The sequence below is a fragment of the Sorangium sp. So ce834 genome, assembly GCF_051521425.1.
Classification (GTDB): Bacteria; Myxococcota_A; Polyangia; order Polyangiales; family Polyangiaceae; genus Sorangium; species Sorangium cellulosum_D.
This window is the reverse complement of sequence record NZ_CP150351.1, coordinates 294,330-309,361: the sequence shown is the minus strand read 5'-3', so window position 1 is coordinate 309,361 and position 15,032 is coordinate 294,330. Positions and strand designations below refer to the sequence as shown.

Sequence of the window (15,032 nt, the reverse complement as noted above, 5' to 3'; positions counted from 1 at the left end):
CGGCCAGCCTCTTCGATACACGCGCCCCCAGCAGTCAGCGTGCGTCGTGAGTGCTCGGACAAGTTCTCCAGGATGACGTTCAGCACCTCTGCCACCTGCATGCTCATATCACACCGGCCTTCCGTAGTCTTCATGACGCTGGTAGCTCACGTCCTTGGGAAGCGGGTCTTTGAGCCAGCTCGGATCCTTCGGGCTAGAGAAGTTCGTGGGCTCGCCGATCCCCCTCTTCGCTCCCCGCTTGCCAGTCAGCGCAGGATAGCCCCGCTGGATCTTATCTGGTGTAGGTCCACCCCACTTCGAGTGCAGATCCGCGAGGAGCTGGCTGCAATTGGGACAGGGGGCGCGGTCGACGGCCTCTTGGCTCCCGTTCGCCGGGTTCTGGGCGCTGACGCTCGTGATCGAGCCGAGGCATTTCCGGATGTCTGCGTGATCTTCCGGATTGTCCGGATCGAGCGGCTTGCCATCGCGATTGACCTTCTCCCATTTCCGGATGTAAGCCGTGAGCGCACGGGGCTCCGCGCACGATTTTGGGTCGGGACCGCCGGGATATCTATTGTTCACGGTAGGCGGGAGCGATTGCCTGACAATGTCATGCAAATCCGGGTTCGTCCCGCCCCCGATCTCCGCCGGAGACTCCTGGCTACCTCTCGTGAAGGAGCCGGAGCTGCCGCTCACCGTCGAGAGCACCGGGTCGAGCCCATCCGGATCGACCACGAGCAACGGCTGGTTGTTCGCGTAGCCGAACGGCCGCAGGCCGCCTTGAAGGCCGATCGGATCGGCGCTGATGTAGCGTCCGCCCTCCGCGTCGTAGTACCGATAACGGTTGTAACACAGCCCGGTTTCCTCGTCCTCGTACTGGCCCGGGTAGCGCAGCGGCGTGGTGGCCAGGGCGCTCTCCTGTTGCTCGACGCCGCCCCACACCCGGGTCTCGAGCCGCGCGAGGACTTCGCCGTCGCCGCGGACGAGGACCGAGGGCCGCTCCGTACGATCGTTCACGTAATGAACCCACTCGGCCGCCAGGCTGCGCGAGCCATCCGGAATGGCGTCAACATGGGCCAGCGGGAAGACCGTCCCCGGCCGGAAGCAGTAGGTCCGTTGCTCCACGACGGGGTCGCCGGTAGCACCGGCCGATTCGCGGATCTCGTGCACGAGCACGTCGCCATCCCAGACAAACCGAGTCAGCCACACGACGCCGTCGCTCGCGACCGTGCGCTTGGCGACCCGGCGCGCGAAGGGATCATACACGAAGCCGACGCGCTGCCCGTCCGGAGTCACGACATGTGAAAGAAGCCCGCGCGCGTCCCAGTGGTATCTCCACGCGGGTCGCTGCCCATCGGATTCGGTGATGCGCCTCTCGACGAGGCGTCCATCACGGTCGTAAAGGAGCTCCGAGCGCCCGCGCCGCACGAGCTTTCCTCCAAGCTCGTAGGTCCTTGGTTCTGCGCCCGCGCCCTGCTCGAAGAGGTTTCCTGCCTCATCGTAGGCATAGATCTCGGCGCGCGCCTGCTCCGGGAGCTTGGAGAGGATCTGCCCGGCTGGATCGTACGTGTAGATGACACGCCCCTTGGAGAGATCCCATTCCTCCAGGAGATCACCAGCTGGCGAGTACCGATAGGCGCGTTCACTTGTGATCTTCAGTGGCAACGGACCGACCCACTCGGGCTGCCCGGGACCGACCACGGGACCGCCGGATTGCTTCATCACGCGGCGTCGCTCGACGCGTCCGAGGGGGTCCACTTTCGTCTGGACCGCACCGCCTCCCGGGAGCACGCGCTCGGTCTCGAACCCCTGCGCATCCCAGCGGAATTCGATGGGATCGACTCCGCCAAGGAGCAGGCGCACCGGCTGGCCCATGGCGTCGTGCTCGACCGCCTCGCGGTACCCGAGGGAGGTGAGCTTCATCCGGCGCTTGCCGAGCGCGTCGTAGGCGCTGCTGACGACGTTCGTTGAGCCTCCGAAAATCTGCGTCTCGCGCGTCATTCGTCCATGGTCATCGTACGTGAACTCGCACTCGACGGCGTCGTTCGAGGCGGAGATCATGCGGCCACAGGCATCGTATACGAATTTATCCTTCGTTGCGTCCGAGTAGATACGCTCGACGATGCGTCCGCAAGCGTCGTAGACGAACTCTGTCTTGTCACGGCTGTCGCCCTCGATCAGGGTGATTCGCCCGGCGACGTCCATCTGGTAGCGAACGTGTCGACCATCGAAGGTCTGCTCCTCGACGATCCAGCCCGCCGGGTTGCGGACGATCCGGTGGCTTTCGCCTTTCTCATTGATGACGAGCGTGAGCGCCCCCTCGCGATCATAGCGGTAGCGGATGCGCGATCCGTCCGGCTTTCGGAGCTCGTGCACCGCGCCGAGCCCGGCCCAGCGGAGCTCGTGGACGCGCCCGACGGGGTCCGTAAGGCGCTCGAGCCGGCCGTCGGCATCGTAGGCGAACGAGTACTGACCACCGTCCGGAAGATGAACCGCGACGACCTCGCGCCGGGCACTGTAGACATACCGGCGCTCATACCCGCGCTCGTCCGTCATGGCGTGCACGCACCCCAGGTAGTCGTAGCGTATGCGCTTGAAGGCACCGCTCGGCTCGACGATTTCAATTGGATTGCCGTGCGCATCTCGGTGGATCCTCGTCACACCCCCGTTGGGGAGTGTGGCCTCCACGAGCAGGCCGCGATCATCGTACGCGTAACGGATCACGTCGCCTGACGCGTCATGGACGGCAAGGAGGTTTCCGCGTGCGTCGTGCTCGTAGCGCGTCCAGACCCCGTGCGGGTCGATGATTTCGGCCAAGCTTCCGGCCTCATCGTAACGATACTCGGTCGTGGCGCCCATGGGATCGACGGCGCGGACGACGTTTCCCTGCGCATCTCGCTCCCAGCGCCAGGTCGAGCCAAGCGCATCCGTATAGGTGACCAGATTGCCGTACTGATCGTAGGAAGACGTGTGAACGCCGACGCCCCAGGCGACCTTGTCGATCTTGCCAAGTCCATTTCCGAAGTAGCGGCGCACCTGCCGTGAGTCGACGACCTCGGTGTATCCATCACCACCGTATTCAAGCTTGCAATGATACACGCCCCTCGCCTCCGTCGTCCTGTCTGCCAGGAATGCCGGTACATCGTCCGCGAGGCTTGGATCACGCGCGCCCGGGTGCTCCCCCCACGTCTCGACGCAGCGCCCCTGTGCATCGTAACGATACACCACGCGCAGGCCCGCCGGATACGTGTGAGACGTCATGAGATGCTCGGAGTAAGAAAACCTCGATGCGTGCCCCTCTGCATCCGTCGCACAGACGAGGTCCCCAGCTGTATCGAAGGTGTACGTCCGGTAGGCGATCCACCGGCCCTGCGACGGGCTGTTCTTTACCTCGAATGCCGCGATGCGGCCGCCCTGATGGCGGCGTACACGGACGACACGCTGCACGCTGTCGATGATCGACTCGAGTACGCCATCGCGATAGTTGAGCTTGATCGCATTTCCATTGCGGTCGATGATGCGGCTCAGTAGCAGGCGCTGACCCGGGTTGGGAGTGCCGGGGAATTCATGTCGCCGGCCGTCCGAGGTGATGAGGGTGTAGCCGGTCGCATCGTGGAGAAGCAGGGCGCCATCCTCGAGCACGGTGGAGTCTCCGGCCTCGAGGCGGCGAGAGGAGAGGAAAGTTCCCTCAGGGCGCCACACACGAACCGAGCGGCGCCGCACTTCGACTTCCCACGCGAGCGAATGTGTCCACCCGAAGCCGAGGCCTACATCGCGGCTACGCGCTGTCGACGAGTACGCGCGGGTGATGATAAGCGGCAGAGGGCCGGGCAGCGCCAGGTCGACGACGGGCTCGGTGTAGACGCGACCGGTAACGATATCGACGGGGTCACCCGCGGCAGCGCCGCCGCCCCCGCCGTGCACGGGGTTGGAGCAACCGGCACCTTTACCTTGGCCGCAGCCGCTGGCGTTCTTGCCTCCGCCATTGGCCTCGTTGCCTCCACTCTGCCCATTGCCCCCTTGCCCATCGGCCTGTCCATTGCCACCCCGTCCGTTTCCCCCTCCGCCCGCGCCGCCGCCGCCCATGATCCACACGCCGGGGTTCATGCCAGGGATCGTGGGGATGTTCGGGACGGGTGCGGTGCGCGCCATGGCGGTGATGATAACCTGATGGCGGCTGCTGTCAGCATCGGCGCGGAGGTCGCTACGTAGAAAATAGCCGTCTCTCACACGACCGCGATGCGGCGTACCGCAAGGATTCGACGCCCCCTGGTCGGTCCTCACCGGCCAGAGTGTTCGCAACCCCGCTTCGGTTGCAGCCCCGCGCCGGAGGAGCACCTCGCCGCCTCCTCGCCCGCGCCCTGACCCGCTCTCGGAGGTGGCCCCGATGAGCCCGATCAGCCGCGCCCCCGTCGACGCCCCCGCCGAGACAACGGCCGATCTCCCGACCGCGACCGAGGCCGCCCTCTTCGAGATGGTGCTCGGCCTGCCCGGCGTCGGCCCATGCATCCTCGGCACGGCCGCTCTCCCCTCGCTCTGCCGCCTCTCGCCCGCGGCCCTCCCGCCCACAGCTTCGTCCTGGCCCATAACCACCCCAGCGGCGACCCGACGCCGACCCGCGAGGACGAAGCGATGACCCTGGAGCTGCGCCACCTCGCCTCGGAGCTGCAAGTCCCGCTCACGGCCCACGTCATCGTCACCCCCAGCGGCCGCTACGCCGCCGTCCACGAGTAGGCCCTCGCCACGCGCAGCACCCCACCGCCGGCGCGCTGCGCCCCTGCGCATCGCAGGAGCCGCCTTCACCGCACGGTCAGTCTCGGGGAGCCCGTCCAAAGGGCGCCTTTTTTAATCGGTCTTCCTCCGCGATTTCCACAGGAGCGCCTCCGGGAGGACGCTGGCGACAGCCGAGAGCGCGGCATCTCCGCCGACGCGCGCGATGAGGGGCGCGAGCTGCTCCACGCCGCCCCAGCGGCTCAGCGTCGAGACGAGCGTGACGTCCTCCGCGGCGTCGCCGAGGCTCGCGAAGAACAGCCTTGCCGCTGTCGTGAGCGACATCCAGGGAGCGCAGCGCACCACGCCCTCCAGCCCCTCAGTTCCTCGGTCGTCGTGGTAAGCAGCGATGGCGCGCGCGGCCAGCCCGGGGCGCGACCGCTCGGGGGCGGCGAGACAGAGCGCCGCGAGGGCCATGATGCGCGCGGCCTCCGAGCCACCTCCGCCGCCTCCCTCGGCGATCTCCACCGCCGTCTCGAGCCCGAGCACCTCGATCGCCTCGGCCGCGTGATCACACACGAGCCCCGCGGCGACCCACGGGGGATCCAGCGAGGCCACCGCATCGCGCGCCGCTTGCGCGAGGGGCCGGCCTCGCTCGGTCGCTGCGGCGCACAACAAGGGACGAGCGGCGAAGATCCCGCTGCCACAACGCTCTCGGATGATGCCGAGCGCGCGCTCCGGAGCGCCGAGCTCGGCGAACCGCACGGCCAGCGCGGAAGGGGACGGGAGGGCCTCGTCCAGAAGCCGCGAGAGCTCGGCCATCCCGAGGAAGGGAAGCAGCGCCGCGGTGCATGCGTCGGTGTCGTGCCTCTCGGCGCCCTCGTCGTGGTCGTCAAAGAACGCATCGAAGGACATCGAGACAGCGCGGGCCCGCTCCTCATCGGGCAGCACGGGCAAGAGGGGCGCCAGGGCGTTCGCTCGAGACGTCGGTGGAAGAGACACCGCCGCGCGGAGGATGGCGAGCGCCTGGTTCTGCCCGATCCCATCCGCCGTGGCGAGCCGCGCGAGCGCCTGCCCCGGCTTCGCGCTCGACAGCGCGCGCTCGACGGCTTGCTGGACGAGCGCTTCTGCCTCGGAGCGCGGCAGGAAGTCGGCGGCCGTGAGCCACGCGCTCAAGTAGCCGTCGGGCCCTCCGTCCGCGCGCCACGTGGCCGCGACCGCCCACCGCGCGAACGTCGACGCCTCGTCGCCCGGTGCAGCGCTCGCCGCGGCGAGCAATGCGAGCGCATCCTCCCAGCCATCACCGCGCCATGCCGCGCCCGTCCGCCTCACGACGTCGAGCGCGGGCGCCTCGATGCCGGCGCGCAGCGATGGAGAGGCGCGCGCCGCGAGAGCGAAGAGCGAGACGGCGAGCGCCCGCTCCGTGTCGTTCCACGCCTCCTCGTCGGCCCGATCGGCTTCAGGAGGCCACGCGCGGTGGAGCGTTGCGAGCGCGCCCTGCGCGAGCGCGACCCGCACGAAGCTCGACAGCGCGTCGGACGGGATTGCCATGGCGTCGGAGGCGCCAAGCGGCGCCGCCATCGAGCGTCGCACGCGTCCCAGCTCCGCTCGACGCGCAGCTAGATCCTCGCGCGAGCGCGGCCATGCCCACTGGGGTGCGCAGAGCAATAGGAGATCGGCGCGCGGCGCGCCGGAGGAGACGAGATGGTCGCCGGCGTACCGGCGGAGGTAGGTGACCGCGCCCCTCTCGGCTGTGTCGCCGCTCTCCCAGGTGCGAACGAGCGATCGGGCAGCCTCGGCGAATCGCTGCTCAGCGAGCGCGACGTGCTCCGGGCGCGCGACCGCCCAGGCGGCGCGCAGCGCTTCATGACGAAAGCGAATCCGGCGCCCCTCTTCACGCCATTGGAGGACCGGCTCGATGGCCTCGCGATGCGCGTCGAGAGAGCCGGTCACCTCGGCGACCTGCGCGCCGAGGAGCGGCGCCAGCTCGGTCACGTCGAGCGGCGCGAAGGCACACGCGAGGGTCGTCATGAGCGCTTCCATCGGCGCCGCGCCGCGATCGTGGAGCGATCTCGCGATCGCGTCCACATAAGCGCGTGGACCTGGACCGTCGACCGCCGCCCAGGCGAGATGGTCACGGAGAGATGGATCCATCTCCTCCAAGCGGAATCCGCCGACCCCAACATACGTCACGTGCGCGGCGCGGAGACCGAGCCGCTCTGCCCATCGCTCGGCGACGTCGCGCGAGCCGGAGACCGCCACCAGCACACGCGCGGCGGGGCCTGGCTCGTCCAGCACCGAGCGGCGAGGGTCGTCCGGCCAGTCCACACAGGCGTCAGGCGCGATCAAGCCAATCAAGAGCTGCGGCTGACCGTCCTCGCCGTCCCAGTTCATGATGCGGTTGACGAGGCTGGTGCGGACACCGAAGTGAACCTCGTCAAACCCCGTACCTTCGGGCCATGGGCCGGCCGAGAGCCGCGCGAGCACCTCTTCTTCGAAGGCCGCGCCAAAAACACGTCCGGCGTGAACGAGAAGCTTCAGGGTGCCAGGATCCGCGATCGAACGGAAGAAGCGTTCAATGACCGTGCTCTTCCCTGCGCCGGGGGGACCATGGACGACGCACGCCGACGGGCGCCCTGCTTCGTGCCAGGATCGCAGCGCTTCGAACGCTCTGGACTGGCCTTCGCCAATGAACCGTCCCTCCATCGAACTCTCCGCCAGGTTCGTTCTCCTCGATCACATTGCCCAAGCCGTCATGAACGAACCGCCAGATCTGCCCGCCCGGCTCTTCCAGGGACACGAGTAGCCCTTTGTTGCTGTACCTGTAGGAGGTGACCGCGCCACTCTCGTCGCGAACCGATGTGCAGCGCCCGAGCTCATCGTACATGGCTTGCCAAAGCACCACGCCGCGCTCGTCCGAAGCCTCGACGGCGTTGGCATGGTCGTCGTAGCGATAACGCCGGCTCCGCCCGTTGAATACGAGTGCGCGAACTCGAGCGGTAAAGGCCCTGGCAGATCGAGATCCACGACGGGAGCGGTGAACACGCGGCCGGTGATCACGTCGATGGGATCTCCATGCGACGCCGCGCCGCTGCTGCTCCCGCCGTGGTGCTGGGGGCATCCGCCACCGTCCTTCCTGGGGGAACCGCAGGCGCTCTTGCCACCGCCGCCGGCGCCGTTGCCTCCGTTCTTTCCGTCGGAGCCTTGGCTGTTCTTCGACCCGTTGCCGCCGCGCGCCCCGCTCCCGCCGCCTCCGCAGCCTCCGCCGCCTCCGCCCATCACGAAGACGCCAGGGTTCATGCCGGGGATGACAGGGATGTTCGGGACCGGGGCGGTACGGGCCATGCGCCGAGGATACGCCAGCGGACCGGGCGTGCGGAGCGGCTACGGCGGGAAAGGCTGGGGGAAACCCGGGGCGGGTTGCTGGTCGCGCTTCGCGACGGCGGCGGGGTCGGCGGCGACCGGCTCGGCGGCGGCCGGCCCGGCGGCGCCGGCCCGGCGGGCTGCGAGGAGCATCTTCCAGCGGGCCGGCAGATCGCGGTCGTCTTCCTTCACGGCGTTGACCCGCCTGGCGCGCCTCTCGAGCATCTTCATCGCGATCGTCGACCTGCAGCCGCTGCTCGAACAGGCTGCGGTAGACGGCCTGCGCGACCGCCTCGCGCGCGGCGAGGTACTTCTGCTCGGCCTGCGCCTCGAGCAGCCCTCGGGGTGACGTCCGGCAGGTTGAGCGCGACGGCGTCCTCGGCGAGCAGCGCCGCTACGTCGTCCAGCGTCCTTGGCGAGCAGCGCCGTCACGTCGTCCAGGATGCCCGCATAGCCGGGCAGCGCCTTGCGCAGCCGCGCGCTCTGCTCGGCGCCTCCGCGGCGGCGAGAGCGTCACACCCAGCATGTCGGCTACCTCGCGGGTGGTCGCCGGCCTGGTACTGCTCGGCTTCGTGGTGGGGCTCGTGCTCTTCGTCGTCGTCGTCGTTCGGGGAGCCATGGACTCCCCCTGGCGGGCTCAAGGTCGACGATGGCCGTTCCAGCATGGAATGATGGGTCGGCCATCATTCCATGCTGGAACGGCCATCGTCGAAGCCTGCGGCGTCAACGCCGGAGCATCGCTCGGTCAACCTCCAGCATGGGTTCAGCAACATCGCCAACGGCGAGGCGTTGACATGCGCCGCCGGGGGAGAGCCCCCCGCAGAAGGACTCCCCTCGGCCCGCGTGGCGCGAACCTTCGGCCCGATCCTAGCGTCCCTGGTCCACGAGGAACTCTGGGTCGCGGCGCTCGACGCCCACGGCCGCGTCCGCGAGACGCGCCTGCTCGCCCGCGGTGGCGCCGACGTGCTCTACATCGACCGCACGACCGTCCTGCGCACGGCGCTGGACATGGCCGCCCACAGCTTCGTCCTGGCCCACAACCACCCGAGCGGCGGCCCCACGCCGACCCGCGAGGACGAAGCGATGACCCTGGAGCTGCGCCACCTCTCAGCGGAGCTGCAAGTCCCGCTCAAGGCCCACGTCATCGTCACCCCCAGCGGCCGCTACGCCGCCGTCCACGAGTAGACCCTCCCCACGCGCAGCGCCCCGCCGCCGGCGCGCTGCGCCCCTGCGCATCCAGCCGCCGGCCCCAACGCATCGCGCCGGCCGACTGCTCCGCACGCCTCCGGCAGCGGCGGCTCAGGCTGGCGGATGGCGCCCCCGCCCCATCTGGTCCGGCCTGGTGGATGGCCATCGCGGAAGTCTCTGGTCACAACACCGGGCAGGATCCGCGCAATGACGGCCGGCGAGACGCCTGGCACCGCATGCCTGAATGGAGTGCGAAACAGCCCGCCGCGATGCGGGGCTCGTCCATCGCAGCAGTGCGTGGTACGCTCCGCCCACGATGGTCGATTCCGAAGCGACATCTCCGGTCTACTCCGAAGCGACACCTCCGGTCTACAATGAGGACGGCGTCGACCTCACGCTCATCCGCTGGATGCTGAGCCTCACGCCAGCGGATCGGGTTGCCACTCTCCAGGCCCACATCGACTTCGTCACGCTCGCCCGTGAGAGCAGGCGCGCGCGAGAACCGCACGTCCGCGCTGACGAAGCACGCTGAGCTCCTCAGCGTGCTCGCCCGGCACCTTTCGTGCTAAAACGTGCGAAAGGCAGACTTGCCCGCCCCTCCAAGCAACCAAGGACGGATCATGGCAACTCGACAGATTGTGGTGGATGTGCCCGAGAAGGTGCTCCTTGCGGAGAAGATGGACGAACGTGAGTTTGCGCGAGAGCTCCGCACCCTCGCCGCGGTCAAGCTGTACGAGCTGGGGCGGCTCTCGTCCGGCCGCGCTGCGGAGCTCGCCGGCATGGCGCGGGTCGAATTTCTGTTGAGTCTGGGTCGCTACAAGGTTTTCCCTCTCGACGCCGAGCTCCGCGCGCTGGAGGCCGCCGTTGGCTGAGGCCATCAGCAACACCTCACCCCTTCTGTACCTCCACCGCATCGGCGCCATCGACTGGCTCGCCGAGATGTTCAAAGACGTCTGGGTCCCCGGCGCTGTGGATCTTGAGTTGAAGGAGGGGCGACGCAAGGGGTATGAGGTCCCCACGCTGAGCACTTATGGGTGGGTGAAGATCGTCGACCCCAAATCCATGCCATCGGAATGGCTCGCGCTCGACCTGGGAGCGGGAGAGCTTGCAGCCATGGCCCTGGCTCTGGAAAATCCATCCCGTGTGATTCTCCTCGACGATGCGCTGGCACGACGCACGGCTCAAGCGGCAGGGCTGGTCGTCTGGGGAACGCTCAAGATCTTGCTGGAGGCAAAGTCTCGAGGGATCACGCAGAGCGTCGGACCGTGGGTCGACAAGCTCGCCGATGCGGGCATGTGGCTGTCTGGCGAGATCCGCCAGCGAATCCTGTCGCTGGCTGGGGAACGGGGTGAGCTGCCGCCTTGATGAATCCTCCATCGTCGAAGCGCCAACGATCCCACCCCGGCGGCGACCCGACGCCGACCCGCGAGGACGAAGCGATGCCCCTGGAGCTGCGCCGCCTCGGCTCTGAGCTGGAAGTGCCGCTCACCGCCCACGTCATCGTCACCCCCAGCGGCCGCTACGCCGCCGTCCACGCGTAGGCCCTCGACGCACCCATCCCCCGGGCGGCGCAGCGATCCCGTCCTGGCGCGGGCGCCGCCGGGCTCGCGCGCATTCCCGCTCTGCCGCGCTCCCGCCTGGCCCGCCTTGATCTATCTACCTGTCCCCTCATGCCAGCGAGCTTCCCCCAGCCCCGCCTCGTCGTCCTGCTCGCCTTCGAGGGCGTCGCGCTGCTCGATCTCGCCGGGCCTCTCGAGGCCTTCACCGTGGCGACCACCTTGCGCCCGCCGCGCGCTCCTCCGCCCTATCGCGCGATCGTCGCCTCGACGGCCGGCGGGTCGGTGCGCACCACGACCGGGCTCGCAGTCGGCGCCGAGCCGCTCGCGGCGCTCGATGACGAGGCCATCGACACCCTGATCGTGCCGGGCAGCGGGCCTCCGGAGGCCCCGGCCGTGCCGCCTGATCTCGTCGCCTGGCTCGCCCGCCGCGCCCCGCGCGTGCGCCGCACCTGCGCCGTGTGCACGGGCGCCTTCCTCCTCGCCGCCGCGGGCCTGCTCGACGGTCGCCGCGCGGCGACCCACTGGCGCTCCGCGCCGCTCCTCGCGGAGCGCCACCCGCGCGTCCGCGTCGACGCGGACTCCATCTACGTGCGCGACGGCTCGATCTGGACCTCGGCCGGCATCTCCGCGGGCATCGACCTCGCCCTTGCGCTCGTCGAGGAGGACCTCGGACACCGCGCGGCGATGGCGGTCGCACGGCAGCTCGTCGTGTTCCTCAAGCGGCCTGGCGGGCAATCGCAGTTCAGCGCGCCGCTCGCGGCGCAGGCCGCGGAGGGCGGCACCTTCGCCGACCTGCATGCCTGGATGGCGGACCGCCTCGCCGGCGATCTCCGCGTCGAGCGCCTGGCCGCGCAGGCGGGGATGAGCCCGCGCACCTTCGCGCGCGCGTACACGGCCGCGCTCGGGCAGACGCCGGCGAAGGCGGTCGCGGCCATGCGCCTCGAGGCCGCCTGCCAGGCCGTCGCCGGCACGGACCTCCCGCTCAAGCGGATCGCCCACCAGTGCGGCTTCGGGGACGAGCAGAACCTGCGCCGCACCTTCCTGCGCCAACTCGGCGTGGGACCGCTCGAGTACCGGGAGCGCTTCTCCGGGAACGCCCGCGCGCGTGGCAGGAAATGACGGCAGTTCGGCGGGGCGCCCGGCCAGCGAGCGCGCACCCTCCTCTCGCTCGGCCTTCGCCGGCAAACAGGAGCCCCCGCCATGACCACAGAGATCGCCGGAATCCACGCCCCCGACACGCGCCTTGCCCAGGACGCGACCGCGCTCGCGCGCGAGGTCTCGGCCCTTTACCTCTTTCACCACGTGATGCGCTCGTACTACTTCGGCGAGCTCGCGGCCCGGCAGAGCGGCCTCGCCTGCGACCGCGAGCTGCTCTACCTCTCCGTGGTGCTGCACGACCTCGGCCTGACCGAGCGCTTCGCCGGCCCCGAGCGCTTCGAGGTCGACGGCGCCAACGCCGCCCGGGCCTTTCTCGAGGGCCGCGGCCTGCCCCGGGAGAAGGCGTCCCTCGTGTGGGACGCCATCGCGCTGCACACAAGCCTGGGCATCGCCCCGCACAAGGAGCCGGAGGTCGCCGTCGCCCATCTCGGGATCGGGATCGATTACGGCGGCGTCGGGCTGGAGGCGCTGCCGCGCGGAGCGGTCGAGGAGATCCTGAGGGCGTATCCGCGGCTCGAGATGAAGCAGGAGCTCCGGCGCACCCTCTGCGGCGTCGTGGCGCGGAAGCCGCACACCGCGGCCGGCAATTTCCTCTCGGCCTTCGGCCGCCGCTATGTGCCGGGTTTTCAGCCCTTCGACGCCAGCGCCCTCCTGGAGGGCGCCCCCTTCGACAGCTGAGCTGGAGGGAGCGCTCACTAAGACTAAGATGGAGGCCCCGTTGCTGCGCCAGCAGCGGGCGCGTGCTGCGCGTGTGCTGCTGGAGCAGCAGGCGGCGGGCCGCGCCCTGACGCCGGCCTCCTGCGGCGGCGCCAGGGGCGACGAGGCGGTCGTCATGGGCCTGCTCCGGCTCGGGAGCGCGGCTTGCAGGGCGCCCGCGCGGCAGCACCACCCGATCGGCACGGCGGACGAACGCGCCGATCGACCGGACGCTCGCCTCGGTTCGCGTGATGACAGCTTCGCCGCCTCTCCCCCAGCGTTATCTTCTCGGCTTCATGGTGCTCGGCGTGCTCGCGGGCACGAGCAACGGCGTGGCCAAGGTGGTCCTGCCGCTGTATGCCGCCTCGCTCCACGCCTCCCCCTGGCAGATCGGCCTGGTCGGCGGCCTGCAGTTCACCGGCATGCTGCTGCTCTCGATGCCGGTCGGAGGCTTGATCGACCGCCACGGCAGCCGGCCGCTGTTCCGCTTCGGCGGCCTCGCGGGCGCGGCGCTGTACCTGCTCGGCTTCACCCAGATGGATCGGCCCTGGCAGCTCATCGCGGGCGTGGTCGTCTTCGGGCTGCTCAACCCGTTTCGCATGGTCGCGACCCAGACCGAGTTTCTTCACCTGCTCCCTCGCCTCGGCCCGCGCAAGGCAGGCTGGCAGCGCGCGTCCCACTCGCTCGGCATGTTCTTCGTGGGCCCGATGCTCGGCGCCGAGCTCCTCGGCCTGCTCGGCTACACCGGCGTGTTCGTGGTGACGGGGCTCGGGCTGCTGGCGACGGTCTTCCTCGGCGATCGCGTGCTCTCCGGGGCTCCCCCTGGCCGCGGACGCTCGGCCACGCCGCTCGTCGAGCGCCTGCGCGGACAGGTCGGGATCATCCTGTCTCGCCGCGAGCTGCGCCAGAGCATGCTCATCGAGCTGTGTGGTCAGATGGCGATGTCCTACTTCGCCGTGTTCGTGGTGTTGATCGGGATTCGCGAGTTTGACCTCTCGGTGCCGCAAGCCGCGAGCCTGGTGACCCTCCAGGGCGCCGTGTTCGTGCTGACCTTGCTCCTCGCCGGGGGCGCCCTGTCGCCGCTGCGCGACGCTGCCCGCTACGCGATCGCCTTCTCGCTGCTGCTCGCGACCGAGCTCCTGCTCGCCTTCCCCCTCGGCGTCGCGTCGCTGTGGATCGGGGCTGTCTTGCTCGGGCTCGGGCTGGGCGTGCAGCACCTCACGAGCGTCAATCGCTTCGCGGCGCTCACCGCCGAGCTCGGCCGCGGCCGCGTGGGCGGTCTGTTCTCGCTCTCGGGGCCGGCCGGGAGCCTGATCGGCGCGGTGGCGGGCGGCTCGCTCGGGCAGCGCTTCGGCCTGCTCAGCGGGTTTCGCGTGCTCGCGGCGCTCTATGCGGTGCTGATGGTGTGGCACGGGCGCGGCGTCCTGACCGAGAGCGACCAGCCCGTCGCGCTCGCCGAGGGCGAGTCGGAGTGACCGGCGCCTCGGGCGTGGCGTCCTTCAGGTCGCGCGTGCCGGATTCATCGTTTCTTCGAAGGCGCCGGATCGAGCTCCGGATAGTGCCGGAAGATGCCGTCTTCGTTGAAGGGTATCCGCCGCTCCGAGGCCAGGTAGGCCGCGATCCGCGGGCGCTCGGCCACGCGGTCGTGCAGCGCGACCAGCCCAGGGATCCTCGGCGCGAAGGCGGCCATGGCGTGCGGGAACGCGTAGCGGAGGCCCGCGATCACCTGGAACAACGAGAGATCCACGTAGGACATCGCGCCTCCCAGCAGGTGACGGCCGCCGTGGCGATCGAGGACGCGCTCGAAATAGCCGAGGAACTTGGGCATGCGCTCGGCGAGGAAGGCCTGGCTGCGGCGGAGGGCCTCGGGCTTCTGGTCCTCGTAATAGAGCCCGACGGAGATGGGGTGATGCGTGTCGTGCACCTCGGCGATCAGATCGGTGATGGTGAGCTGGAGCTGATGGGCGCCGAGCCTGCTCGCCTCGTCGTCCGGCGCGAGGCCGAGGCGCGGGCCGAGGTAGAAGAGGATGTTGGCCACCTGCGCGATCACGAGATCGCCGGAGCGGAGGAACGGCGGCGCGAAGGGCTCGAGCGCGAGCGCGTGGCTCTTCATGAGCTTCTGCATGGCGGCGACGCCGCCGTGCTTCGCCGCGGGCAGGCGGGCGACATCGACATAAGGAGCGCCGGCGTCCTCGAGCGCGAGGCGCACGAATTCGCCGCGGCCCTGAATACCCGGCCAGTAATACAGCTCGTACGTGGGCGCGTTCATGACGGATGACTCGCGCCGGCGAGGGCCGCGGTCAATGGGCCCGCCGCCGAGCAGCCGCACGCTGGCGGTGATGGCGGCGGAGCGCGCGGAAGCGGAGGCGGTGCTGCCCA

At 69.6% G+C, this 15,032-nt stretch carries 13 protein-coding genes and 2 pseudogenes; 10 read left to right on the top strand and 5 right to left on the bottom strand.

All coding sequences use genetic code 11. The features are described from left to right. Nucleotides 1-108: 108 nt before the first annotated feature. Nucleotides 109-4,209, bottom strand: coding sequence for an RHS repeat-associated core domain-containing protein (locus tag WMF20_RS01170; RefSeq protein WP_437609932.1), 4,101 nt, complete (start codon nucleotides 4,207-4,209; stop codon nucleotides 109-111). Nucleotides 4,210-4,366: 157 nt separating this feature from the next. Here WMF20_RS01170 and WMF20_RS01165 point away from each other — a divergent pair. Then, a pseudogene (locus tag WMF20_RS01165) lies at nucleotides 4,367-4,713 on the top strand (JAB domain-containing protein). 111 nt (nucleotides 4,714-4,824) lie between these two features. Here the strand turns inward: WMF20_RS01165 and WMF20_RS01160 are convergent. The 3 genes from WMF20_RS01160 to WMF20_RS01150 form a co-directional block, all read right to left on the bottom strand. Beyond that, nucleotides 4,825-6,720, bottom strand: a complete 1,896-nt coding sequence (locus tag WMF20_RS01160; RefSeq protein WP_437609930.1) for a hypothetical protein — start codon at nucleotides 6,718-6,720, stop codon at nucleotides 4,825-4,827. Between the two features lie 705 nt (nucleotides 6,721-7,425). Continuing rightward, nucleotides 7,426-7,968, bottom strand: a complete 543-nt coding sequence (locus tag WMF20_RS01155; protein WP_437617255.1) for a DUF6531 domain-containing protein — start codon at nucleotides 7,966-7,968, stop codon at nucleotides 7,426-7,428. 105 nt (nucleotides 7,969-8,073) lie between these two features. Then, nucleotides 8,074-8,244: a hypothetical protein gene (locus WMF20_RS01150; protein ID WP_437609928.1), complete on the bottom strand. Its 171-nt coding sequence runs from the start codon at nucleotides 8,242-8,244 to the stop codon at nucleotides 8,074-8,076. A 4-nt stretch (nucleotides 8,245-8,248) separates the two neighbouring features. On the opposite strand from WMF20_RS01150, the gene WMF20_RS01145 reads away from it, so the two are divergent. The 9 genes and pseudogenes from WMF20_RS01145 (at nucleotide 8,249) to WMF20_RS01105 (ending at nucleotide 14,128) form a co-directional block, all read left to right on the top strand. Next, nucleotides 8,249-8,401 (top strand): hypothetical protein, encoded by a 153-nt coding sequence (locus WMF20_RS01145; protein ID WP_437609926.1) that lies wholly within the window; start codon nucleotides 8,249-8,251, stop codon nucleotides 8,399-8,401. A gap of 485 nt (nucleotides 8,402-8,886) precedes the next feature. Continuing rightward, nucleotides 8,887-9,237 (top strand): annotated as a pseudogene (locus WMF20_RS01140) (JAB domain-containing protein); the annotation flags it as partial. A 319-nt stretch (nucleotides 9,238-9,556) separates the two neighbouring features. After that, nucleotides 9,557-9,772, top strand: coding sequence for a hypothetical protein (locus WMF20_RS01135; protein WP_129581070.1), 216 nt, complete (start codon nucleotides 9,557-9,559; stop codon nucleotides 9,770-9,772). 88 nt (nucleotides 9,773-9,860) lie between these two features. Further along, nucleotides 9,861-10,112 (top strand): UPF0175 family protein, encoded by a 252-nt coding sequence (locus tag WMF20_RS01130; protein WP_437609924.1) that lies wholly within the window; start codon nucleotides 9,861-9,863, stop codon nucleotides 10,110-10,112. Beyond that, nucleotides 10,105-10,605, top strand: a complete 501-nt coding sequence (locus tag WMF20_RS01125; RefSeq protein WP_437609922.1) for a DUF3368 domain-containing protein — start codon at nucleotides 10,105-10,107, stop codon at nucleotides 10,603-10,605. Before WMF20_RS01130 ends, WMF20_RS01125 begins: the two co-directional genes overlap by 8 nt. Further along, nucleotides 10,605-10,781, top strand: a complete 177-nt coding sequence (locus WMF20_RS01120; RefSeq protein WP_437609918.1) for a JAB domain-containing protein — start codon at nucleotides 10,605-10,607, stop codon at nucleotides 10,779-10,781. Before WMF20_RS01125 ends, WMF20_RS01120 begins: the two co-directional genes overlap by 1 nt. 129 nt (nucleotides 10,782-10,910) lie before the next feature. Then, entirely contained in the window at nucleotides 10,911-11,918 is a 1,008-nt protein-coding gene (locus tag WMF20_RS01115) for a GlxA family transcriptional regulator (protein WP_437609916.1), read from the top strand. 81 nt (nucleotides 11,919-11,999) lie between these two features. Continuing rightward, nucleotides 12,000-12,635, top strand: coding sequence for an HD domain-containing protein (locus tag WMF20_RS01110; RefSeq protein WP_437609914.1), 636 nt, complete (start codon nucleotides 12,000-12,002; stop codon nucleotides 12,633-12,635). 269 nt (nucleotides 12,636-12,904) lie between these two features. Beyond that, entirely contained in the window at nucleotides 12,905-14,128 is a 1,224-nt protein-coding gene (locus WMF20_RS01105; protein ID WP_437609912.1) for an MFS transporter, read from the top strand. A gap of 44 nt (nucleotides 14,129-14,172) precedes the next feature. Here WMF20_RS01105 and WMF20_RS01100 read toward each other — a convergent pair whose 3' ends face one another. After that, nucleotides 14,173-14,922 (bottom strand): glutathione S-transferase, encoded by a 750-nt coding sequence (locus WMF20_RS01100; RefSeq protein ID WP_437617254.1) that lies wholly within the window; start codon nucleotides 14,920-14,922, stop codon nucleotides 14,173-14,175. Nucleotides 14,923-15,032 lie beyond the last annotated feature (110 nt).